Annotated in this window: 18 protein-coding genes and 3 pseudogenes; 7 read left to right on the top strand and 14 right to left on the bottom strand. The window is 70.2% G+C overall.

The genetic code is table 11. From position 1 onward, the window contains the following. Positions 1-69: 69 nt before the first annotated feature. On the bottom strand, positions 70-684 hold the full coding sequence (locus ACZ5WC_RS12595; RefSeq protein WP_468540777.1) for a histidine phosphatase family protein: 615 nt from the start codon (positions 682-684) through the stop codon (positions 70-72). A gap of 255 nt (positions 685-939) precedes the next feature. On the opposite strand from ACZ5WC_RS12595, the gene ACZ5WC_RS12590 reads away from it, so the two are divergent. Continuing rightward, positions 940-1,662, top strand: coding sequence for a hypothetical protein (locus ACZ5WC_RS12590; protein WP_468540776.1), 723 nt, complete (start codon positions 940-942; stop codon positions 1,660-1,662). A gap of 53 nt (positions 1,663-1,715) precedes the next feature. Here ACZ5WC_RS12590 and ACZ5WC_RS12585 read toward each other — a convergent pair. Both ACZ5WC_RS12585 and ACZ5WC_RS12580 read right to left on the bottom strand, forming a co-directional pair. After that, positions 1,716-1,841: pseudogene (locus ACZ5WC_RS12585) on the bottom strand (IS5/IS1182 family transposase); the annotation flags it as partial. A 408-nt stretch (positions 1,842-2,249) separates the two neighbouring features. Further along, positions 2,250-2,762: an RICIN domain-containing protein gene (locus ACZ5WC_RS12580; protein WP_468540775.1), complete on the bottom strand. Its 513-nt coding sequence runs from the start codon at positions 2,760-2,762 to the stop codon at positions 2,250-2,252. A 133-nt stretch (positions 2,763-2,895) separates the two neighbouring features. Here ACZ5WC_RS12580 and ACZ5WC_RS12575 point away from each other — a divergent pair, with 133 nt between their 5' ends. Continuing rightward, the gene (locus tag ACZ5WC_RS12575; RefSeq protein ID WP_468540774.1) at positions 2,896-4,725 is read left to right on the top strand and encodes a DUF1492 domain-containing protein; all 1,830 of its coding nucleotides are present in this window, start codon (positions 2,896-2,898) and stop codon (positions 4,723-4,725) included. 337 nt (positions 4,726-5,062) lie between these two features. Here ACZ5WC_RS12575 and acnA read toward each other — a convergent pair whose 3' ends face one another. Both acnA and ACZ5WC_RS12565 read right to left on the bottom strand, forming a co-directional pair. After that, positions 5,063-7,777 (bottom strand): aconitate hydratase AcnA, encoded by a 2,715-nt coding sequence (gene acnA, locus ACZ5WC_RS12570; protein WP_468540773.1) that lies wholly within the window; start codon positions 7,775-7,777, stop codon positions 5,063-5,065. Positions 7,778-8,157: 380 nt separating this feature from the next. Next, positions 8,158-9,057 carry a S41 family peptidase gene (locus ACZ5WC_RS12565; RefSeq protein WP_468540772.1) on the bottom strand — a complete coding sequence of 300 codons (900 nt, stop codon included), beginning with the start codon at positions 9,055-9,057 and terminating at the stop codon, positions 8,158-8,160. A 57-nt stretch (positions 9,058-9,114) separates the two neighbouring features. Here ACZ5WC_RS12565 and ACZ5WC_RS12560 point away from each other — a divergent pair, with 57 nt between their 5' ends. Continuing rightward, positions 9,115-9,660 (top strand): ArsR/SmtB family transcription factor, encoded by a 546-nt coding sequence (locus ACZ5WC_RS12560; RefSeq protein WP_468540771.1) that lies wholly within the window; start codon positions 9,115-9,117, stop codon positions 9,658-9,660. 29 nt (positions 9,661-9,689) lie between these two features. Here the strand turns inward: ACZ5WC_RS12560 and ACZ5WC_RS12555 are convergent. Together ACZ5WC_RS12555 and ACZ5WC_RS12550 are read right to left on the bottom strand one after the other, a co-directional pair. Continuing rightward, a pseudogene (locus ACZ5WC_RS12555) lies at positions 9,690-10,619 on the bottom strand (IS982 family transposase). Between the two features lie 86 nt (positions 10,620-10,705). After that, entirely contained in the window at positions 10,706-11,644 is a 939-nt protein-coding gene (locus ACZ5WC_RS12550) for a helix-turn-helix domain-containing protein (protein ID WP_468540770.1), read from the bottom strand. A 445-nt stretch (positions 11,645-12,089) separates the two neighbouring features. Between ACZ5WC_RS12550 and ACZ5WC_RS12545 the strand changes: the two genes are divergently transcribed. From ACZ5WC_RS12545 to ACZ5WC_RS12530, 4 genes and pseudogenes are all read left to right on the top strand, one after another. Continuing rightward, on the top strand, positions 12,090-12,662 hold the full coding sequence (locus tag ACZ5WC_RS12545) for an LOG family protein (RefSeq protein WP_468540769.1): 573 nt from the start codon (positions 12,090-12,092) through the stop codon (positions 12,660-12,662). Between the two features lie 185 nt (positions 12,663-12,847). Next, positions 12,848-13,468, top strand: a complete 621-nt coding sequence (locus ACZ5WC_RS12540) for a dihydrofolate reductase family protein (protein ID WP_468540768.1) — start codon at positions 12,848-12,850, stop codon at positions 13,466-13,468. A gap of 467 nt (positions 13,469-13,935) precedes the next feature. Beyond that, positions 13,936-15,465 carry a helix-turn-helix domain-containing protein gene (locus ACZ5WC_RS12535; RefSeq protein ID WP_468540767.1) on the top strand — a complete coding sequence of 510 codons (1,530 nt, stop codon included), beginning with the start codon at positions 13,936-13,938 and terminating at the stop codon, positions 15,463-15,465. A 159-nt stretch (positions 15,466-15,624) separates the two neighbouring features. Then, positions 15,625-15,768 (top strand): annotated as a pseudogene (locus ACZ5WC_RS12530) (IS256 family transposase); the annotation flags it as partial. A 225-nt stretch (positions 15,769-15,993) separates the two neighbouring features. Here the strand turns inward: ACZ5WC_RS12530 and ACZ5WC_RS12525 are convergent. Genes ACZ5WC_RS12525 through ACZ5WC_RS12495 form a run of 7 tightly spaced genes read right to left on the bottom strand, consistent with a single transcriptional unit; the run spans position 15,994 to position 21,083 of the window. Next, positions 15,994-16,413 carry an NUDIX hydrolase gene (locus tag ACZ5WC_RS12525; RefSeq protein ID WP_468540766.1) on the bottom strand — a complete coding sequence of 140 codons (420 nt, stop codon included), beginning with the start codon at positions 16,411-16,413 and terminating at the stop codon, positions 15,994-15,996. A 12-nt stretch (positions 16,414-16,425) separates the two neighbouring features. Continuing rightward, the gene (gene upp / locus ACZ5WC_RS12520) at positions 16,426-17,118 is read right to left on the bottom strand and encodes a uracil phosphoribosyltransferase (protein WP_468540765.1); all 693 of its coding nucleotides are present in this window, start codon (positions 17,116-17,118) and stop codon (positions 16,426-16,428) included. Positions 17,119-17,156: 38 nt separating this feature from the next. Further along, entirely contained in the window at positions 17,157-18,365 is a 1,209-nt protein-coding gene (locus ACZ5WC_RS12515) for a questin oxidase family protein (RefSeq protein WP_468540764.1), read from the bottom strand. Further along, the gene (locus ACZ5WC_RS12510; protein WP_468540763.1) at positions 18,362-18,901 is read right to left on the bottom strand and encodes a DMT family transporter; all 540 of its coding nucleotides are present in this window, start codon (positions 18,899-18,901) and stop codon (positions 18,362-18,364) included. Before ACZ5WC_RS12510 ends, ACZ5WC_RS12515 begins: the two co-directional genes overlap by 4 nt. Beyond that, complete coding sequence (locus ACZ5WC_RS12505; RefSeq protein ID WP_468540762.1) at positions 18,898-19,386, bottom strand: DMT family transporter; 489 nt, start codon at positions 19,384-19,386, stop codon at positions 18,898-18,900. Before ACZ5WC_RS12505 ends, ACZ5WC_RS12510 begins: the two co-directional genes overlap by 4 nt. Positions 19,387-19,410: 24 nt before the next feature. Further along, on the bottom strand, positions 19,411-20,142 hold the full coding sequence (locus ACZ5WC_RS12500) for an HAD family hydrolase (RefSeq protein ID WP_468540761.1): 732 nt from the start codon (positions 20,140-20,142) through the stop codon (positions 19,411-19,413). Then, on the bottom strand, positions 20,139-21,083 hold the full coding sequence (locus tag ACZ5WC_RS12495; RefSeq protein ID WP_468540760.1) for a pseudouridine-5'-phosphate glycosidase: 945 nt from the start codon (positions 21,081-21,083) through the stop codon (positions 20,139-20,141). The genes ACZ5WC_RS12500 and ACZ5WC_RS12495 overlap by 4 nt, the downstream gene beginning before the upstream one ends. Between the last annotated feature and the right edge of the window lie 20 nt (positions 21,084-21,103).

Here is a 21,103-nt window from a genome sequence, read left to right as displayed (position 1 = left end):
CTGTGCCGTGCGCCGGCGGCCGGTACCCCGAGGGCGGGGTGCCGGCCGTCGGCGTTCAGCCCTCCTGGTTCACCCTCGGAGGCCCTCGGGCAGGGCGACGTTGAGCGCGGTGACGACCGGCTGGCCGTGTTCCGTACCGAGCCGGGAGACCGCGCCGGTGGCGAGCTGGAAGAAGCGGCCCTCGGCCGGGGTCAGCCCCAGGTAGCGGGCGGTGAGGACGCGCAGGAGGTGGGAGTGGGCGACGAGCGCGACGTCCCCGTCCCCGACCAGCTCGGCGGCCGACCGCACCCCCGCCAGCACCGTGTCGGCCCGCGCCCCGACGTCCGCCGGGCTCTCGCCGGGGTGTTCGGGGGTGCCGGGGTCGACGCCGTCGGTCCACAGGTTCCAGAAGGGGCGGGTGCGGTGGATCTCCCGGGTGGTGATGCCCTCGTAGCCGCCGTAGTCCCACTCCCTCAGCTCCGGGGTGACCCGGGCCGCGGTGAGCCCGGCCAGCTCGGCGGTGCGGCGGGCCCGGACGGACGGGCTGACCAGGGTGAGGGCGATGTGCCGGTCGGCCAGCAGCGGGACGAGGGCGCGGGCCTGCCGCTCCCCCGCGTCGGTGAGGGGGAGGTCGGTCCAGCTCGTGTGCTGCCCGGAGCGGGACCACTCGGTCTCGCCGTGGCGGATGAGGATCAGCTCGCCCATAGTGGTCCGTTCGCTCTCGGTGCCGGGTGGTGCGGGTGGGGACCGCGGGCTCGGAGCCCCCGGCCCTGCGAGTGGGGCCGCAGGCTCGGCCCCGGCCCACGATCGCACCTGGGGGCGGCGAGGTCCCGGATTCCGCGCGTGGGGCGGTGCGTCGGGCCCGGCGGGCGGCGGACCAGCCGGAATGCGCGCGGCGTGAGGGGGCGGAGGCACGTACCGTAAGGCCTTTGCCTGATCGATTTCCCGTGGGGGGACCTCATGTCCGACGCCTTCTTGCCTCCGCCGCCCGAACCGGAGCCGCAGCCACCGCGGCAGCCCGCGTTCGCACAGCCGCAGTCGCCGTGGGCGCCCCCCGCCGACCCGCCGCGCAAGCAGCAGCGTACGGGGCTGATCGTGACGTTGTCCGTGGTCGGCGGGCTCGTCGTCATCGGCGCGACGGTGGCACTGGTCTACGCGTTGATGCAGAAGGCCTCGGAGTCCATCGCGCTCCCCGAGGAGCGGGCGGGTTCGCGGTACGGCGACACGGCGGGGCCGGACGGCCCTGAGGGCTGGGAGGAGCTGGAGGACTTCGAGGAGCCGGAGCCGGAGGCCGACGAACCGGCCGCCGAGAAGGACGCCACGATCACGAGGTGCACACGGGACTCCCTGATCAACTGGATGTCCGCCGAGATAGAGGTCGTGAACGGGAGCGGGAGCACGGCGGCCTACGTCATCCATGTCTCGTTCGTGGACCGTGGCGGTGACGTGGTGAGCGAGGGCCTCGCGGTCACGGACGACGATGTCGCCCCCCGGCGCGACCGCCAGGATCAAGGCCCAGGGCCTCGGCGAGGTACCGGCGGGCACGAAGTGCCGGATCGACCGGGTCTCGCGGGAAGCGATGTCCGGCTGACCGGAAGGCCCGTACCGGCGAAAGGGCCGCCCCGGAGTGATCCGGGGCGGATCGTCGCCGTCACGGGTATGCCGTGCCCGCCCGGCACTTGAGGCCGGCGGCGGCGAGAGGCTCGACGATCCCGAACGCCTTGGTCCGTGCGTCACCGCATCGCCTCGGCCAGGGCGGGCGCAAGCGCGGCCAGCACTTCGACGGCCTCGGGTACGCAGCGGTACGCGGTGGCGATGCCGGTACCGAACCCGGCCGCGAGCTGTGCGTGGGGGTGACCGGACAGGTCGGTCGACGACGGGCGGACAAGCACGCGAAGCTCCTGGTGGCTGCGGGCGGTCTTGGTCGAGAACCCGTCCACCAGGAGCTTCACTGTTCCGCGGAGCCGCCCGACACGCGACCAGCACATCATGTCGGAAAGGGCTCATTGCCCTGCGCAGCGATTCGTTCGCATTTCCCCATCAGCGGCCAGGTCGCCGTGGGGTGCCGGGCGGCGAAACGAGCACAGCCGCGGACGGCAGCCGCCCGAAAGCCACACCCGGCGCCCCTGGGCGGCCCAACCCTGCGAACAGCCCGATCAACCCGCCCAGGAACGCGAGGCCGGCTGACAGGGCCCGGGCCCCGCACCCCCGCAGAGGTCGGGGGCCGAGAAGGCCGCGCTACCCCCTGCCCGGCCGACCGGCCGGGCGTACTACACCGCGGTGAACCGCCAGGTCTGGCCGTCGAACGCGCCGCAGGAGGACTGGTCCAACGGCTGGCCGCTGTTGGTGGTGCCCCACGCGACGCCCATGCAGAAGCCCGTAGCCCGGTTCCGCATCTTCCAGCTGTCGTTGCCGGCGTACTCGGCCACCCACACCTGCGAGTCCACGTTGGCGCACGGGGACTGGACGAGGAGGGCGTGGTTGGCGCCGGTCTGCGGCGTCACGCACATGTTGGTGGATCTGATCCGCAGGAAATACGCGTTCGTGCCCGCCCCCTGGGCGTAGAACTCCTTGTTGGACTTGTAGTCACACCGGTACTGGATCAGCCCGGCACCCACTTTGGTCGAGTTGTTGCCCACGGCAGCGCACATTCCGGTGTGCAGGGCCCGCATGTTGTTCCAACGGCCGTTGGACGGGCTGTCGGCCGCAGCTGGGGTCGCCATTCCCACGGCGAGGGCGAGGGCGCTGAACACGGCTCCGGCCGCCCCGATGGACTTCTTCACGGCTCCTCCGTTGCTAGTTGGTCAGAACACGTGAACGAACGTATAAGCTCCCGCCTCGCCGGGAGTCTCATATGTGTCTCAACCCGTACCGGGACCTCGGGCGGCAGCAGGGGACCATCCGATGGGGGGCGCGATGGGGGCGAACGAGGGCGACAGCGGTACGCGGGCGGCTCTGGCCGCCGAACTGGGCGCGGCGGTCGCGGCCTGTCCGCTGGTGAATCTGACCGGTCCGCTCGGCGTGGGGAAGACCTGGCTGGCCCGCTCGCTCGACGCCCAGCACGTCGATCTGTCCCGCCCGCACGCCCCGGGTGACCTGCGGCGGGCCGTGACCGGTGATGACCGCAGGCCGCTGGTGCTGGACGGCGTCGACGGGCGTACGGCGATGGAGTCCGCCGCCGGGGCACTCGACGACGCCCCCGCCGGCCACCGCCCCGTACTCGTGCTCAGCCGCAGGCCGTTACGGGCGGCTCGGGGCTGGGCCGGGGGCGACCTGGTCACCCTCGCCGTTCCTCCTCTGCCCGACGACGAGATCGCGGCGCTCGCGAGCCGGGCAGGCCTCGCGGACCCTGGCGCGCGGGACCTCGTCGTCCGACTGGCCGGCGGGATTCCCCTGGTGGCGCTCGCCGCCTGCCGGGCGGTGCACGCCGGGGCCGCGCCCACCGCCCCCGCGGCGGTGGCCGACGAGGTCAGCGCCGAGATCCTCCAGCGCCTGGAGCGCGAACTGCCGGGCCGCCGCAGGGCCCAGGCGCTCCGGCTGCTCGCCGCCGTCGGCGCGGCGGACGAGAAGCTGCTGGCCAGGGGCCCGGACTTGTTCACGGACCTGGCCGGGCTCAGCCTGGTCCACCGGACCGCCCTGGGGCTGACCGTCGCCGAACCGTACCGCGCCCTGCTCGACATGACCTACCAGTGGCGGCGGCCGGACCAGCACGGCGCGCTGCTCGCCCGCGCGGCGCGCTACCGCGGTGCGATGCTCACCGGGTCGGCCCCGCCCGAGCGGCGGGCCGAACTGGCCGAGCAGTCCATGCTCCTGGCCGGTGACCGGGTCGTACGGGAGGTGCTCTTCCCGCCCGGCCGCCCACCGGTCCCGATCGTGACAGCCCAAGGCGCCGACGCCGACGACATCGGCCGCCTGATGCACGGCTGGGCATCGCTCAAGGGGTTCGACCAGCGCAGGACGGAACGGCTGGTCACCCAGTGGCTGGACGACGACATCACCGGGTTCCGCCTGGCCCGTGACATCGACGGACAGCCGATCGGGCTGATCAGCCTGATCGGCGTACGGGAGCAGACCCTGGCGGGCATGGAGCCGCTGCTCCAGCAACACACTGAGGGTCTCGCGGCGGGCGACCGGGGCGGGCTGTTCCTGGGGGCGGCGTTCTGCCCCGAACCGGCCGTCCACGCACAGGTGCTGCGCCACATCCTGCGGCAGGCGGTCACGAGCGGGAGGCTCCTGGTGTCCACCGCCGACCCCGGCTACCACCAGCTTCTCGACAGTCTCGCCTTCCGCCGCCACGGGGGAATCCGCGAGGACATCTACCGCTGCGGACGCGCCCCGCAGGTCTACAGCAACGACTTCACCGGCGCGGCGCTCCCCGCCTGGCTCCGCCGCCTGGGCGTCACCGCCACCGCCCCGGACACCGCCGACGAACCCGCCGCGGCCCACATGACCGAGGCACTGGGCAACCTGCACACCCCCAAGGGGCTGGCCGGCAGTCCGCTCCTGACCGCCGCGCACACACCGACGGCCCGGGCACTGCGCGCCTGGCTCGTCGAAGCCGTGGACACCCTGGCGGCAAGCCCCTCAGCGGCCGACTCCGATGCCGGGAGAATCCTGCGCGCGTACTACGTCGACCGGTCGGGCACCCACTGGCAGGTCGCCCACAGCCTGCACCTCAGCCGCGCCACGTACTTCCGCCGCCTGCGACGCGGCGTGACAGCCCTGGCCGCGCAGCATGACCGCTGACCGGTGCGCAGCCCGCCCGGGCACGGACCGGCCCACGAGGAGTTCATCCGTGCCATCGAGGGGGAGGGGCGGGGCGATGAGCCACAGCGGCTGGATGCCCCTCCGACCGGCTGACGTCTGACACCGTGGCGGCGCTCGTTCGCCGCACGCTCGCAAGGGCAGAAGAACCCCGTACCTGGGTACCGGGTACGGGGTTCTTCGTCGTCGTAGGACGCGCAGCTCCGCTCCGGGAACAGATCGCGTCCGGTCACGCTCGCAGGCACGCCTTCCGCCCCGTCGCGCGCGAGCGCCCCGCCCCCGCGCGAGATGCGGGGGCGGGGCGCTCGTTCACCTCAGGTCAGGAACCGGCAAGCTGACGCAGCACGTAGTGCAGGATGCCGCCGTTGCGGTAGTAGTCCGCCTCGCCGGGGGTGTCGATGCGGACGACCGCGTCGAACTCCACACCGGTGTCGGTGGTGACCTTCACCGTACGGGGGGTGGTGCCGTTGTTCAGCTCGGTGACGCCGGTGAAGGAGAAGGCCTCCTCGCCGGTGAGGCCGAGGGTCTCTGCGTTCTGGCCCTCGGGGAACTGGAGCGGGAGGACGCCCATGCCGATGAGGTTCGAGCGGTGGATGCGCTCGTAGGACTCGGCGATGACGGCCTTGACGCCGAGGAGCGCGGTGCCCTTGGCGGCCCAGTCGCGGGACGAGCCGGAGCCGTACTCCTTGCCCGCGAGGATCGCGAGGGGGATGCCGGCGGCCTGGTAGTTCTGCGAGGCGTCGTAGATGAACGACACCGGGCCGTCGTCCTTGGTGAAGTCGCGGGTGTAGCCGCCCTCGGTGCCCGGCGCGATCTGGTTGCGCAGGCGGATGTTGGCGAACGTGCCGCGGATCATGACCTCGTGGTTACCACGGCGCGAGCCGTAGGAGTTGAAGTCACGGCGCTCGATGCCGTGCTCCGTGAGGTACTTGCCCGCCGGGGTGTCGGCCTTGATCGCACCGGCCGGGGAGATGTGGTCGGTGGTGACCGAGTCGCCGAGCTTGGCGAGCACCCGGGCGCCGGTGATGTCCTCGACCGGGGTCGTGTCCATCGTCATGCCCTCGAAGTACGGGGGCTTGCGCACGTAGGTGGACTCGGAGTCCCACTCGAAGGTGTCGCCGGTCGGGATCGACAGCGCCTGCCACTGAGCGTCGCCCGCGAAGACGTCCTGGTAGGACTTGTTGAACATGTCCTCGCCGATGGCGTTCGCCACGACGTCGTTGACCTCGGCCTCGGTGGGCCAGATGTCGGTCAGGTAGACGGGCTTGCCGTCCTGGTCGACGCCGAGGGCGTCCTTGGTGATGTCGACCTTCATCGAACCGGCGATGGCGTACGCGACGACCAGCGGCGGGGACGCCAGGTAGTTCATCTTGACGTCGGGGTTGATGCGGCCCTCGAAGTTGCGGTTGCCGGAGAGCACCGAGGTGACGGCGAGGTCGTTGTCGTTGACCGCCTTGGAGACCTCCTCCGGCAGCGGGCCGGAGTTGCCGATGCAGGTGGTGCAGCCGTAACCGACGAGGTTGAAGCCGACCTTGTCGAGGTAGGGGGTCAGGCCCGCCTTGTCGAAGTAGTCGGTGACGACCTTCGAGCCCGGAGCGAGGGTGGTCTTGACCCACGGCTTGCGGGTCAGGCCCTTCTCGACCGCCTTCTTCGCCACGAGCGCGGCGGCGACCATGACGTAGGGGTTCGAGGTGTTGGTGCAGGAGGTGATCGCGGCGACGGTGACGGCGCCGTGGTCGATCTCGTACGTCGAACCGTCGGGGGCCGTGACGGTGGTCGGCTTCGACGGGACACCATTGGAGGACGCCGGGGAGTCGGAGGCCGGGAAGGACTCCTTGCCCGCCTCCTCGTCGTCGGAGACGTAGTTGCGGACGTCCTGGGCGAACTGCTGCGCGGCGTTGGCCAGGACGATGCGGTCCTGCGGGCGCTTCGGTCCGGCGATGGAGGGGACGACCGTGGCGAGGTCGAGCTCCAGCTTCTCGGAGAAGTCGGGCTCGGCGGCCGGGTCGAGCCAGAGGCCCTGCTCCTTGGCGTACGCCTCGACGAGGGCGACCTGCTGCTCGTCGCGGCCGGTCAGGCGCAGGTACTTCAGCGTCTCGTCGTCGATCGGGAAGATCGCGGCGGTGGAGCCGAACTCCGGCGACATGTTGCCGATGGTGGCGCGGTTGGCGAGCGAGGTGGCGGCGACGCCCTCACCGTAGAACTCGACGAACTTGCCGACGACGCCGTGCTTGCGGAGCATCTCGGTGATGGTCAGCACGAGGTCGGTGGCGGTGGTGCCGGGCTTCAGCTCACCGGTCAGCTTGAAGCCGACGACGCGCGGGATGAGCATGGAGACCGGCTGGCCGAGCATCGCGGCCTCGGCCTCGATGCCGCCGACGCCCCAGCCGAGCACACCGAGGCCGTTGACCATGGTGGTGTGCGAGTCCGTGCCGACGAGGGTGTCGGGGTAGGCCTGGCCGTTACGGACCATGACGGTGCGGGCCAGGTGCTCGATGTTCACCTGGTGGACGATGCCGGTGCCCGGGGGGACGACCTTGAACTCGTCGAAGGCGGTCTGGCCCCAGCGCAGGAACTGGTAGCGCTCCTTGTTCCGGCCGTACTCCAGCTCGACGTTCTGGCCGAAGGCTTCCTTGGTGCCGAACTTGTCGGCGATGACGGAGTGGTCGATGACCAGCTCGGCCGGGGCCAGCGGGTTGATCTTCGCCGGGTCTCCGCCCAGCGCCTTCACGGCCTCACGCATGGTGGCGAGGTCCACGACACACGGCACGCCGGTGAAGTCCTGCATGATCACGCGGGCCGGCGTGAACTGGATCTCCTGGCTGGGCTGAGCCTGGGAGTCCCAGCCGCCGATGGCCCGGATGTGGTCGGCGGTGATGTTCGCGCCGTCCTCGGTGCGGAGCAGGTTCTCCAGCAGAACCTTCAGGCTGTACGGGAGGCGCGCGGAGCCCTCTACCTTGTCCAGCTTGAAGATCTCGTACGACTCGTCGCCCACGCGCAGCGTGCTGCGGGCGTCGAAGCTGTTCGCCGACACGACAGTCTCCTTCTTCAATGTGCGCGTATCTCCGCGCCGCGCCTCATTGGCAGTCGGCGCCGCGTTTTGCCGTCTACGGCCCCGACCATCCGCTAAGGTAAGGCTTAGTTAGGTAACCCTTACCGGGCGGCGGCTGTGGTGCACCTCGGCAGATATCTCGATGTCGAGATAACTCTAGTACATAGCCGCCGCTCGGTCATGCCCAGGTGCCCTTTGTCCCCTGTCATCCAATCCAGGCGATGGACCAGCGAACCTGGTTGCGCAGGGTGAGCGCGCCGGGGGCGGCGGCCGGGGACGGGGGGGGCTCCGCCCGCGGGATCAGCCACCGGCGTGGGCGGGAGGAGGCGCTGCGCGCAGTGCTGCCGATGAGCTGGACCGGGTCAGCCTGCCAGTCGGGCCAGAGCCAGGGCGCGGTCGAGGGAGTCAGCAGCGGCGCAAGGGACGTCCGGCTGCACACCGACGCCCTCCCAGTTCGTACTGGAGACGGGGTTGACGGCACGGCCGACCGGGACGGTGGCTTCCAGGTGCGGGTGCACGGTCCAGCCCTGGCACGGATGCGCGCCGCCGCGGGTGGGCTCGCCGACCACTACGGCGCGGCCGAGCTGCTGGAGGTCGTACGCCAGCTCCTCGGCGGCGGAGAAGGTGGTGCCGCTGCACAGCACGTACAACGGCCTGCTGCCGCCGAAGCGCGCGCCGGGAACGTGGGGCAGGCTCCAGGACTGCTCGCCGCGCTCGCCGCCGCGCCAGTACATGGTGTTGAGGTGGGTGCGCTCGTCGAGCAGGTAGCTGCAGACGAAGGCGACGGTGTCCGGGTCGCCGCCCCGGTTGGCACGCAGGTCCACGATCAGCGCCTGGGCGCGGGAGGCGAGGGTGAGCGCGGCGCTCAGCGGTTCGGCGGCCCACTCCAGCGGAAACAGCATCGGCGCCAGCTCCACCACGGCGACCCCTCCGTCGAGCAACCGCACCTGGGGCGCACCGCCGAGAGAGGAGTCGAAGTCCCGGCGCATGGCGTCCCGGGTGGCAGCCCCCCTCTGCGGGGACACCGGGTCGGCGTGGTGCTTCAGTCTCAGGTGACGGTCGCCGTTGACGGACTGAAGGTCCGCAGTGACCAGGCGGGCGAGCTCCTCGGCGCCGTCGACGTCGTAGGCACCCTCCGAGAGGCGCCGTTGCAGCAGGTCGGCCAGTTGCTCGGCTATCTCGGGGAAAACGTAGTGCTCGGTCAGCAGCCGGGCCGTCTCGTCGATGACAGGGGTCGGCACAAGCTTCGTCGGAGTCGTCATGGCAGGGAGTAGAGCACCACCCTTGCGAAAACGTCAAAAGATTTAGACACTTTCGGTATGCGTGATCAGCCTCCCTATCCGCCGCCTCCTGAGGACGTCCTGGAGATCGGTGCGCCCGAACAGTTCGCGGCGCTCTCCCACCCCTTGCGTCAGCGGTTGCTCTTCGCCCTGGGCCACCGGCCTGCCACCACCAGCCAGCTTGCGGCGCAGCTCGACGCGAAGAAGGGCAACGTGGCCCATCACCTCAAAGTGCTCCGCGAGGCCGGGCTGGTCCACATCGCCGAGACCCGCCAGGTCCGCGGCGGCACCGAGCAGTACTACCAGCGCACGGCCCGGCAGATGATCGTCGCCGAACCCCGAGCGGCGGGCACCGCCGCGATGCTCGCCGCAGTCGCCCAGGAGCTGGACCTCTCTCCCACCGAGACCCACCTGACACTGCGCCACCTGCGTCTCGATCCCGCGAAGGCAAGAGAACTCGGCGAGGCACTCGCCAAACTGGTCGACGAGACCGAGGAAGATGCAGAGGACCAGCCCGTGCACGGTGTGCTGATGGCGCTCTATCAGCAGGCCCTGCCGACCGGCACCACCACCAGTTCCGCCTAGGTGGATGATTCCAGGGGGTGTCGTTGCGGTCAGTGATCGTAGGCCGTGAGTGATCGCTTGATTCTTCGGCGGCGCGGGGCTGTCCAGTTTGGTCGTTGTGCCAGATCGCCGCTGTGAGTGCGCGGATCCGGCACAAGACCCGGGCCGACGCCCTGCCGGGCTCTTGCCGCCGTGCCGTTCCGGGTTGAGCTGCGCCTTCAAGGTCTGATTGATCGGCCCGATCACCTGCCGCCGCGGTTCGAAAAGGTGTGACCCGGCCGGATCGGCTTCCCCCTTGCGGGCCGGCCGGGTCAGCTTCAGGTGACGCTCGGCAAGGCCGTGCTCGAACTCGCGGCCGAAGTAGTTCCTGTCCCCGATGATCGTCTGCCGGGGTGAGCGGCGAGGACGTCTGGCGCGGTATCGAGCATGTCGCGCAGCGCTTCGCGCTCGTCCGCCTTGGCTCCGGTGAGGGCGAAGGGGACCGGCAGTCCGCCGAGCGTGCACACCAGGTGCAGACGCGGTCCCCAGAAGTATCGCGAGTGTGATGCGCAGTAGCCGTACTGGGCCCAGCCTGCCAGGTCCGAGCGTTTGGCCGTCTCTCGGGGGAGCACCCGCAACCGACCGGTGTGGAGTCGACCAGCCACACATCGTCGCTCCGCGGTGAGGTATCGCGGGTCACGATCCGGATCATGCTGGTGAGCAGTGAGAACGCGGCGCGCAGCCGCTGGTTGCAGCCGGACTGCTGGGGCACGTAGGGAAACAGGTGGCCGAAGTCCCGCCCGACGCGGCGAAGCCAGCGCCGCTCAGAGGTGGGTACGAGCAGCGCTGGCATGACCGCGAGCGTGATCAGCTCGGCGTGGGTGAGCTTGGGCGTGATCACGACGGCAGGCCGCCACGGTGCCAGTCCACGGCGAAGCCTTCAACTCGTCGTCAATCCGGGCATAGAGTGCCGTTGTGAGGGTGTCCAGGTCGTTGGTCACACATCGACGTTGGACGACCTGGTCTCATGTCCGCAGGTGATCCCTTGGACTCGTTCAGGGATCCGGGTCGGTGCCCACTGCGGTGACTATGCGGCGCGGTCATTTCGCAGGGCCTGGGTGAGCCAGGGGTACACCGGGATCAGGTTTGGTACTACCTGCCAGCCGTTGACGATCCACACCAGCTGCCAGTACCGGTCCACCCGGGGATCGTGCGCCTCTTCGAACTGCTGCGCCATCCAGTCCCGGAATTCCGTGTCAGGGGTGCGCGCGAACACCTCGGCGAAGCGGTGCACGAGGTCGTCGATGACGGGTGCGGCTCTGTCGCTGCGCGGCTCGATGCCCGACTTCCTGGCCTCAGCCACCTTCTGACGGGTGAACTGCATCAGCTCCTCGCCGGCATCGCGCTCGATGTCGAGCGGGCGCCCGGCGGCCTGGCGTACGGCCGTCCGGCGCATCCGGGCACGGAAGTCCTCGTCGCTGACCAGCTCGGCGAGTTCCACCCACGCGGCGACCTGCTCGCTGGTCGGATCGTCGGGGAGGTCGGGAGTTGCAGCGCGAACCATGGCCACCGCGCCCGGGTCGGCATCCACTGTGCCGAAGGTGCCATCCATGAAATCGTCGATCAAACGTCGGCGTTCCTCGCCGGACAACTGCGTGAGCCTGTGCATGAGCTTGGTCTCCTCGGGACTGGACCCGCGGCTGGCCACGACTCGCAGAACGCTCCGACGCAGTTGCAGCATCCGGATCTGGACGTCCATGGCGTCGGCGTGCGCCGCGGCGACGTCCGCCACCGAGAGCTCGCGGTCCAGCACCCGTTGAATCGTGGGCAGGTCCATGCCCAGCTCGCGCAGTGTGCGCAGGAGTTCCAGACGAAGCAGTGCGTCGAGGTCGTAGAGCCGATAACCGGCGGGACTACGGGTGGTCGGCGCTACCACCCCCGAATCGGAGTAGAACCGGATGGTCCTCACAGGCAAGCCGGTCCGCCGGGAGAGCTCCCCGATCGAGTAGAGGGTCGTAACGTCCATGTCCCCCACTCTGCTGTCTCCAGTCACTGGAGACTCAAGGCCATTTCCCAGCCGGGCCCCGCCCCAGACGTCCACCGAGGCGCTGAAGCGTGCGTCGCGTGCTCTCCGCTGACCTCCAAGACCTCCAAAATGAAACGGGCACGCCTCGCACGTGCTGGGCGGGCGACGGCAGCGACATGCGACACCGGTCGCCCGCGGCCAACGGCTACGAGCCCTTGGACTCAATCATCTAGCGGCACCAACCTCACGCGACAGCACCCCCTGCCTCACCCGAGACGGACCGCACCCATGGACATCCAGCCCGGTCGCCCCAGCTCAGCGGCAGCCACCCCCGACCAGCGCGCAGTCGCCCCAGGTCAGCGCGCTGCACGTGGCTGTCTTCGATCTCGATGGGCACAAGCGTGGTAGACCGGACCGTCCACCGCAGCCGTACCCGGGAGTCCGTATGCGCCGCCTCGCCGTCTTCCTCGCCTCGTCCGACGGGCACGACCCCGCCCATGCCGAGCTGGCCGCGCACGTGGGCGGCGACCTGGCACGGCGCGGGATCGGGCTCGTCTACGGCGGCGGCAGCACCGGACTCATGGGCATCCTCGCGGACTCCGCGATGAAGGCGGGCGGCGAGGTGATCGGCGTCATGCCCCGCAGCATGATCGAGCGGGAGTGGGCGCGCGAGGAGGTCACGGAGCTGGTGATCTGCGACTCGATGCACGAGCGCAAGGCCATCATGGCCGACCGCGCCGACGCCTTCGTCGCGCTGCCCGGCGGGCTGGGGACCCTGGAGGAGATCTTCGAGGTGTGGTCCTGGCGTCAGCTCGGCCTGCACGCCAAGCCCGTCGGCTTCCTCGACGCCGGGGGCTTCTGGACACCCCTGATCGGCGCCCTGCACGGCCTCACCGACGCGGGTTTCCTCGCCGCTTCCACCCTGGAGGACCTCGCCGTCGCCCCCGACCTGCCCGGCCTGCTCGAAGCGCTGGAGGAACGGCTGCGCCGCGCGCCGAGGCCCGCTGCCGGGGCCTGAGACTCTGAGGCCCCGGCCCCCTGAGGCCCTGAGTGTCCGGGCCGGGGGTTCGGTGCGAGGCTCACAGCAGTGCGGCTCACGACGGCCCGATGAGTTCGGGGGCTCGGAGCGGTCTACCCCATGGTGAACGCGTCGGGCGGTTCACCGCCGAGGCGACGGCAGGTCGCCACCAGGAGGGCGGCACAGTGACCGGATGTTCGGGCAGGGTGACCTGCGAGCTCTCGATCTCCCTCGACGGGTACTCGGCCGGGCTCGGCCAGAGCGAGGAGCGCCCGTTCGGCGACGACGCCGGCGACGGCTGGGGCGACCGGCTGCACTCCTGGATGTTCGAGACCCCGGAGCAGCGGCAGGCCGCGCTCGACCGGCTGACGACGGTCGGTGCCTTCGTCATGGGGCGCAATATGTTCGGCCCCGTACGCGGCGCGTGGGACCGGCCGTGGAAGGGCTGGTGGGGCGACAACCCGCCGTACCACGCACCGGTCTTCGTCCTGACCCACCACCCGCGCGATCCGCAGCCGATGGAGGGCGGAACCACGTTCCACTTCGTCACCGACGGCATCGAATCCGCTCTGCGGCGAGCTCGCGAGGCGGCCGGGGACCGTGATGTGTCGATCCACGGCGGTGCTACCACCATCAACCAGTACCTCGCCGCCGGCCTGATCGATGAGTTGCGGCTGCACATCCTGCCGTTCACCCTCGGCGCCGGCACACGGCTGTTCGACGGCGTGCCGTCGCTGGACCTTGAGCAGGTGGAGACGCACCCCGGGAACGCGGTCACCCATGTGACGTACCGCGTGCTGCCCTGAGGTCGCCGCGAACCCGGGAGGACGGCCCGGCTACCCCCCCCGTCGACGGGAGGGGCGACGAGAAGAGCGCCGATCGCCCGACGACTCCACCCGACGGTATCTTCGCGATCGCGATGCCCCTGCCGGTCCCTCCACCTCAGGGCTGAACCGGATCCGGACGAGGACGAGTTCACCTGGGCGGCGCGCCGGGAGCCGCCGGATCTCGACACCCGTCGCGGCCATGAGGTGCCGGGCGGGGGTGATTGGGATGAAACCATCCCTGACCTACTGGAAACAACCCATAGCCCGCCGCCACGGCTGAACGGGGCGCTCCAGCCCCGTACGGATGCGCAGCCCGCGCCACGTGCGCGCACCCGGGGGAGCATGGGCCGCGAGTAGGGGGGCGCTCGCGGGACCAGTGCACGGACGTCACTCGAACAGCACACCCCCGCAGCCGCCTCATCTCATATCTGAGATAACCTGCCGCCATGTCAGACGACTACCTCGTACGCATCGGCAAGCTCATCCGTGACGCCCGTCAGCACCGGGGCTGGACACAGACGCAGCTGGCCGAAGCGCTCGGCACGAGCCAGAGCGCCGTCAACCGCATCGAGCGCGGCAACCAGAACATCAGCCTTGAGATGATCGCCCGCATCGGTGAAGCCCTCGACAGCGAGATCGTGTCGCTCGGCTACGCCGGGCCCATGCATCTGCGGGTCGTCGGCGGCCGTCGGCTCTCCGGCGCCATCGACGTCAAGACCAGCAAGAACGCCTGTGTCGCGCTGCTGTGCGCCTCGCTCCTCAACAAGGGCCGCACGGTCCTGCGCCGGGTCGCCAGGATCGAGGAGGTGTTCCGGCTCCTGGAGGTGCTCAACTCCATCGGGGTGCGCACCCGCTGGGTCAACGACGGTGTGGACCTGGAGATCGTGCCGCCCGCGGAGCTGGACATGGCGGCGATCGACGCCGACGCCGCACGCCGCACCCGCTCGATCATCATGTTCCTGGGCCCGCTGCTGCACCGGATGGAGCAGTTCACCCTGCCGTACGCGGGCGGCTGCGACCTCGGCACCCGCACGATCGAGCCGCACATGATCGCGCTGCGCCGGTTCGGCCTGGAGATCGCCGCCACGGAAGGGCTCTACCACGCGCAGGTCGACCGCACCGTCACCCCGGGCCGCCCCATCGTGCTGACCGAGCGCGGCGACACCGTGACCGAGAACGCGCTGCTGGCCGCCGCCCGCCACGACGGGACGACCGTCATCCGCAACGCCTCCTCCAACTACATGGTCCAGGATCTGTGCTTCTTCCTGGAGGCGCTGGGCGTACGGGTCGACGGGGTCGGCACGACGACGCTGACCGTGCACGGGGTCCCGCAGATCGACGTGGACGTGGACTACTCCCCCTCCGAGGACCCGGTCGAGGCGATGAGCCTGCTGGCCGCCGCCGTGGTGACCGAGTCCGAACTCACCATCCGCCGGGTGCCGATCGAGTTCCTGGAGATCGAGCTCGCGGTCCTGGAGGAGATGGGCGTCGACTGCGACCGCACCCCGGAGTACGCGGCCGACAACGCCCGCACCCGGCTGGTGGACCTGACCGTCCGGCCCTCCAAGCTGGAGGCGCCGATCGACAAGATCCACCCGATGCCGTTCCCGGGCCTCAACATCGACAACGTCCCGTTCTTCGCGGCCATCGCGGCCGCCGCGCACGGGCAGACGCTGATCCACGACTGGGTCTACGACAACCGCGCGATCTACCTCACCGACCTCAACCGCCTCGGCGGCCGCCTCCAGCTGCTCGACCCGCACCGGGTCCTGGTCGAGGGCCCCACCCGCTGGCGCGCCGCCGAGATGATGTGCCCGCCCGCCCTGCGGCCCGCCGTGGTGGTGCTGCTGGCGATGATGGCGGCGGAAGGCACCTCCGTACTCCGCAACGTCTATGTCATCAACCGCGGTTACGAGGAGCTGGCGGAGCGGCTCAACTCGGTGGGCGCGCAGATCGAGATCTTCCGGGATATTTGATACGAGGATGCCGCCGCACCCCCTCTGACCTGCTAGTTAGCGGGTCAAGGAGGGGTGCGGCGGCATCTCTGGGACTTCTCTGGGACTTCTTCTGGGACTTTGGGCCCACTGTGGGCTACGGACCGCGCTCCACGGGCTCCAACGAGCAGGCCGCCCTGAAAGTGCGTCTACATGGCGATCATGTCCCTCAGGTCCCTCGACCCCACCGGCAAGGGCCAAGCCCGCTGGACCCTGCACTGGAAGACGGCCCTGAACGCCTTCGACATCACCTTCGACGGCCGGCTCTCCGCAGCCCGCCAGTAACCCCAACCACCCCCGATACACCGTTCGATTGACAGACCCCGACGCCAAAAGCTCGCCAGAAGGCTCCAGTATCCGACCGCCGCCCCGACGACCAGCAGCCCTATCCCCAACGACAACCAGAAACGGACACCAACTCACGAACCGCCCTCTCAGTGCGCGTCGTGGTAAAGGGAGTCCCTGTTCGACTAGCGGGGATCCGTGGGAGCGACGCCGCCGCGCAGTTCTTCAGACGAACACCACTCGTTGGGCCGCAAGCCGGGCCATGACCGCCCGGGCGGCCACGCTCAGGCGTTCCCGGTCGCCCTCGCCGTACCCGAGCCAGGCGACCTCGGCGATCTCACCGTGCGGTGCCGGTACGCCCACGTGCTCGGCGCTGTGGCAGGCCATCCGCACCACCGTGCCCGGCCCCCCGCCGTGGGCCGGCGCCTCTACCACGAACTGGAGCGCTACGCTCTCCGGCAGCAGTTCGACGCCCAGTTCCTCGCGCACCTCGCGGACCAGCGCGTCCCGGACGCTCTCGCCCGGCTCCGGCTTGCCGCCGGGGAGGTAGAAGGCGTCCCGGCCGTGGGTGCGTGCGACCAGGAGGCGGCCGCTGTCCAGGCACAGCCACGCCGCCTTCTCGATCACCTTGGGGACGGAGTCCATCGCTGATCGCCCTCAGATGTCCGTGCCGAAGAAGCGGTCACCGAAGTCGCCGATGCCCGGGACCATGTACGCGTCCTCGTTGAGGCGCTCCTCGATGGACGACGTCACGATGCGCACCTTCGGGAAGCGCCGCGTGACCGCCTCGATGCCCTCGGGCACGGTGATGAGGTTGACGAACACGATGTTCTCCTCGGCCACGCCCTGTTCCAGCAGCAGTTGGATGGTGGCGACGGCCGTGCCGCCCGTCGCGAGCATCGGCTCCAGCAGGAGCACGTGGCAGTCGGCGATGTCGCCCGGGAGCTTCGTCCAGTAGTGCCGGGGGAGCTTGGTCTCCGGGTCCCGCTGCATCAGGATCTTACCGATGCGCAGGGACGGGCATACGGCGCGCAGCTGCCCCTCCATGCTCTCGCCGGCCCGCACGACCGAGACGCCGCACACCTGGCGGGACGGGCGCAGCCCCTCGTACGTGGCGCCGACCGGCGTGGTGACGTCGTCCTTGTCGTACGGGACGAACTCCAGGGCCGCCTCCACCAGCAGCCGCACGACCCGTTCGGCGGCGAAGACGAAGTCCTCGCGGCGGGCCTGGCGGTTCCGCATGACGGTGTGGAGGGCACGCAGCTGGTTGGTCTGCGGCAGCAGGTGCACGAGTGCGGTCGGATCGGCGGTGGCCGTGGCGGTCGTGGTTGCGGGGGTCGTGCTCACCATGTCGTGTTGGTCCTTTCGGTGGTCGCTCGGGTTTCGGGTCACTCGTTCGGCGGTTCTTCGAAGGACGGCGGCAGCGGCGGCGTGTCCGTGAACTGGCCCGCGGCCGTCCGGTAGACCGAGAGCCCGCCCGTGCGCTCCCACATCCGGCGCATGACGTGGACGAGTTTGGGGTTGTGCTCTTCCTCCTCCTCGAAGGAACGGGCGGCGATGAGCTCCCAGTCCATGCGGCGCAGCCCGTCCGGTCCGGCGTCGACGGCGCTCTGGAACAGCGCGTGCAGGGCGGCGAGTTTGGCCCGCTTCGGCACTTGGGCCTGGGCGAGGACGACGCCCAGCATCCCGGTCCAGTAGCAGGCGATGACGTCGCGGCGCTGTTCCTCCGGGAGGTGCTCGGCGATCTGCTCCATCGCGTACAGGGACGTGATGAGGTGCAGCAGGACGAAGTCGCCCGGCCGGGCCAGGTAGAGCAGCGTGACCGCGTAGTACAGCTGCTCCCAGGTGGCCGCGGTGTCCGGTGCGTCCAGCCAGGCGGGAGCGTCGTACATGAGCGGGTGTCCGACGTCGAGCATGCGGGCATTGCGGAACTGGAGTCCGGAGCGTACGAGTTCGGGGTGGACGCCTTCCGGAGCACCCGATTCCGGCACGGTGCCGACGTCCTGCGCCCAGGTGCGCAGCGCCTCGCGGTCGGCGTCCCAGGCGGCGGCGACGCGCAGCAGGGAGTCCATGGGGGTGGCGTCCTCGGGGCGCCGGTGCGCGGCCTGGTCGCGCCGTATGCGGTCGGGGTGGCTCGGCACGGACGCGAACGCCATGTACGCGAGGCCCTCCACCGCCATGCAGCGGCTCTCGGCGTCCAGCGCCCAGCCGAGGTGGATGGCAGCGTGCGTGAAGGCGCCGACCCAGCCCGGGACCAGGTCGGGGCTGTAGCGGCGCAGCACCTCCGTCATGCCCAGTTCGGCCACCTTGCGGTCGAAGTACGTGTAGTACGAGGCGAAGCCGATGCGGCGGCCCAGAAAGTCCCGCCAGTTGTCGTCCGTTATGTCGAACGTGGAGGGGCGGGCCGGTTCGAGGCCGTGGCCGTACGTGGTCAGTCGTGCGTAGTTCTCGTAGTAGTCCTGGATGCGCTCCGGGGACATACCGAGGCGGGCCAGGGCGACCACGGCGTGCTTGACGTGGTTGCTGAGGTGGCCGTTGAATTCGATGTGGTGGCTGCGGTCGTTCAGCAGCTTCTTGACCACGGGCGAGTCGATCACTTCGCCTGCTCCTTGTGCTTGTCGTCGTCTTGGTCGCCCTTGGCGTCGGCGTCCTTGTTCCTGGGGTCTTCGCTCGTGGGGTCGTTGTTCTCGGCGTCCTCGTTCCTGGCTTCACGCGACGTCTGCGCGACCCGGGACAGGTAGACGCCCAGCAGTACGAGAACCACCCCGAGCCAGCGCGGAGGGCCGGGCGTGACGCTCTTGATCTGCCAGTCGATGAGGACGGCGGTGATCATCTGGCCGCTGATCACCAGCAGTGCCGCGTTCATCGCGCCGAGCCGGGGGAACACGTAACTGCTCACGACCACGAACAGCGCCCCGACCACACCTCCGATGTACGCGACGAGCGGCGGCTTCGCCCCGAACTCCCACTGGCTGAGTACGGCCAGGACAGTGGTGAGGAAGAGGAACCCCACCAGGTGGTTCCACAGCGAGGCCCGGAACGGGCCGATGACAGTGCTGAGGCGACCGTTGATGGCGCGGCTCGCCACGATGAACGCGCCGTTGAGCAGTGCCAGCAGGATGGAGAGGATCACTGGGCGCCTCCGAAGAGGATCAGCGCGCTGCCCGTGAGGACGCAGAGCGCCACGAGGGCGTCCATGGGGACGATGCGCCGTTTCGGCGTCCGGAACAGCCCGAAGTGGTCGGACACGAGGCCGAAGAGGATCTGGCCCACGAGCATGAAGGCGATCGTCCCGGACAGCGACAGGCTCCCGTTGACGGTGATCGCGCCCAGCATGACCGTGAAGGCGCCGGGAATACCGCCCAGGTAGAACCAGAGCGGCTGCTTCGTCGGCGCCGCCGGTTCCACCTCACCGCCCCGCTCCGCGCGGCGCAGCCTGATTCCCGACGTGGTCAGCAGCACGAGCAGCAACGCCACGACGGCTCCCACCCCGTGGGCCACCCACGACGCGTAGGCCGGCGCCGTGTGTTTCGCCAGCAGGCTGTTGTAGTGGAGCATCGTCGCGAGCAGCACACCGCCCGCGATGCCCAGGAGCCAGTCCTTCGACCGTCCGATCACTTCGCCGCCTTTCGGTTCGCTTCGTCAGCCGTCGTTTCCGTAGGCGGCCATGATGTGTGCGACGGCGTCGTCGAAGGTGTCCGCCAGCCACGTCGGTTCGGCCGTCGACAGTTCGGCCGGGCCGTGGATGCCGTATGTCACGGCGATAGAGCGCATCCCGCACGCCTGTGCCATCAGCAGGTCGTGCGTCGTGTCACCGACCATCACCGCCCGCTCGGCCGGTACGCCGCCCAGCTCGCGCAGCACCCTGTGGCCCGAGTCGGGGTGCGGCTTGGGCCGCTCGACCTGGTCCGCGCCGAGCACGACCTCGAAGAGGTCCCGGATTCCGGCGGCCCGAAGCAACGCGTCCGCGCTGGCGTAGAACTTGCTGGTGGCGACGGCCAGGGCGAGCCCGCGGTCGCGCAGCGCGGCGAGGCCGTCCGGTACGCCGGGGAACAGCAGCTCCACCGCTCGCGGCAGCACGATCTCGCGGAACGCCTCCTGGTAGCGGCGTACGCCCTCCGCCACGCGCGCGTCGTCGGGCGCGACGCCCAGCAGCTTGGCGAACGCCTGCTCCAGGGGGAGCCCGATGGTCGCCCGGATCTCGGCCGGGGCGGGCGCGGGCGCGGTGCCCAGGGCGGCGAAGACGGCGGTGAACGACTCCACGATGCCGCGCGGGGTGTCGACGAGCGTGCCGTCGAGGTCGAACAGCGCCGCGGGGCGGGAGGCGGAGAGGGGCTGGGCCGTTCGTGTGTCACCTGAGACATCGGCGCTCATCGGACCTCCTCCGCCTGTGCGGCAGCCGCCCGCACGCCCGCGTGGGCCACGGCCAGCCGGCCGGCCAGCTCCGCCGTGCTGATCAGCACGGACATGTTGGCCTGGGCGGAGCGGCCGTCGGTCACCCGGTCCACCGCCCGCATCAGGTACTTCGTGATGGCGTTGCCGGTGATGCCGTCGCGCTCGGCCGTGACCGTCGCCTCGGCGATCGCCGCGTCCACATCCGCGCTGTCGATCGCGTCCTCCTCCTCGATCGGCATGGCGACGAGGAACCCGCCCGGGTTGCCGAGCGCCCAGTGCGTGTCGATGGCGCGGGCGATCAGCTCCTCGTCGTCCAGCCGGTGGGGGCTGCGGAAGCCGCTCGTACGGCAGTAGAAGGCCGGGAAGTCGTCGAAGCGGTACGAGGTGACCGGGACGCAGTGGGTCTCCAGGAATTCCAGGGTCAGTCCCAGGTCCAGGATGCTCTTGGCACCCGCACAGACCACCGCGACCTTCGAGCGGGTGAACTGGATCAGGTCCGACGAGATGTCCATGGTGGTCTCGGCGCCCCGGTGGACCCCGCCGATCCCGGCGGACGCGAAGAACGGGATGCCCGCGAGCTCGGCGGCGACCAGCGACGAGGCCACGGTCGTGGCGCCCATCCCGCCCCCGGCCAGCGCGAGCGACAGGTCCCGGCTGCTGACCTTGGGGATACCGGGCGTGGACGCGAACCGCTCGATGTCTTCGTCGGTCATACCGACGAGGATGCGGCCGCCCTCGACGCCGATCGTGGCGGGCACCGCGCCGCCCGCCCGTACGGCGGCCTCGACCTTGCGGGCCGTGGCGGCGTTGTGCGGGTAGGGCAGGCCGTGTGTGATGACGTTGGACTCCAGCGCGACGACCGGAGCACCGGTGTCGAGCGCCTGGGCGACCTCGTCGCTGAACGCGAGGGGAATCGTCATGATGTCCTGGATCTCCTTGA

This window comes from Streptomyces sp. NPDC033165 (assembly GCF_055577965.1).
The sequence above is the reverse complement of the archived record's forward strand: the minus strand, read 5'-3'. Positions and strand labels throughout refer to the sequence as shown.

Excerpts from the sequence above, each read along its gene's own strand:
- ACZ5WC_RS12595 (WP_468540777.1), bottom strand. The coding sequence starts at position 684 with ATGGGCGAGCTGATCCTCATCCGCCACGGCGAGACCGAGTGGTCCCGC.
- ACZ5WC_RS12590 (WP_468540776.1), top strand. The coding sequence starts at position 940 with ATGTCCGACGCCTTCTTGCCTCCGCCGCCCGAACCGGAGCCGCAGCCA.
- ACZ5WC_RS12575 (WP_468540774.1), top strand. The coding sequence starts at position 2,896 with ATGGGGGCGAACGAGGGCGACAGCGGTACGCGGGCGGCTCTGGCCGCC.
- ACZ5WC_RS12565 (WP_468540772.1), bottom strand. The coding sequence starts at position 9,057 with ATGACGACTCCGACGAAGCTTGTGCCGACCCCTGTCATCGACGAGACG.
- ACZ5WC_RS12560 (WP_468540771.1), top strand. The coding sequence starts at position 9,115 with ATGCGTGATCAGCCTCCCTATCCGCCGCCTCCTGAGGACGTCCTGGAG.
- ACZ5WC_RS12550 (WP_468540770.1), bottom strand. The coding sequence starts at position 11,644 with ATGGACGTTACGACCCTCTACTCGATCGGGGAGCTCTCCCGGCGGACC.
- ACZ5WC_RS12545 (WP_468540769.1), top strand. The coding sequence starts at position 12,090 with ATGCGCCGCCTCGCCGTCTTCCTCGCCTCGTCCGACGGGCACGACCCC.
- ACZ5WC_RS12535 (WP_468540767.1), top strand. The coding sequence starts at position 13,936 with ATGTCAGACGACTACCTCGTACGCATCGGCAAGCTCATCCGTGACGCC.
- ACZ5WC_RS12525 (WP_468540766.1), bottom strand. The coding sequence starts at position 16,413 with ATGGACTCCGTCCCCAAGGTGATCGAGAAGGCGGCGTGGCTGTGCCTG.
- upp (WP_468540765.1), bottom strand. The coding sequence starts at position 17,118 with ATGGTGAGCACGACCCCCGCAACCACGACCGCCACGGCCACCGCCGAT.
- ACZ5WC_RS12500 (WP_468540761.1), bottom strand. The coding sequence starts at position 20,142 with ATGAGCGCCGATGTCTCAGGTGACACACGAACGGCCCAGCCCCTCTCC.
- ACZ5WC_RS12495 (WP_468540760.1), bottom strand. The coding sequence starts at position 21,083 with ATGACGATTCCCCTCGCGTTCAGCGACGAGGTCGCCCAGGCGCTCGAC.